This window comes from Lyngbya sp. CCY1209, from assembly GCF_055795065.1.
In genome coordinates this window covers 1-248 of the sequence record NZ_JAYFER010000247.1, presented here as the reverse complement: position 1 = coordinate 248, position 248 = coordinate 1, and the positions used below count along the sequence as shown (strand labels likewise).

1 protein-coding gene is annotated in these 248 nt (G+C 58.9%); it reads left to right on the top strand.

The genetic code is table 11. The features are described 5' to 3' along the window. Positions 1 to 248, top strand: a 248-nt coding sequence (locus AC0QHF_RS06600; RefSeq protein ID WP_324703400.1) for a hypothetical protein, incomplete at both ends; no start/stop codon positions are given.

Genomic DNA, 248 nt, shown 5'->3' with positions numbered 1-248 from the left:
GGGTCGCCAGACGGACAGCGCGGTGACGACGCGATCAAGGTCGCCCAAGACCTTTTGGGGACATACGAACGGCTGCAATACATGGGGGAACGGGTGAAAGACCGCCCCGAAGATCTGTTCGAGCAATATTGCGATCGCTGCAACCCGCCACTCGAACCAGGACGGCGCAAGTCAACCTGGACATCGGCTCAACGGCGCAACCCGACCCCGTGTCTGAGTGATGACAAGATAGAGAACTGTATCAAGGC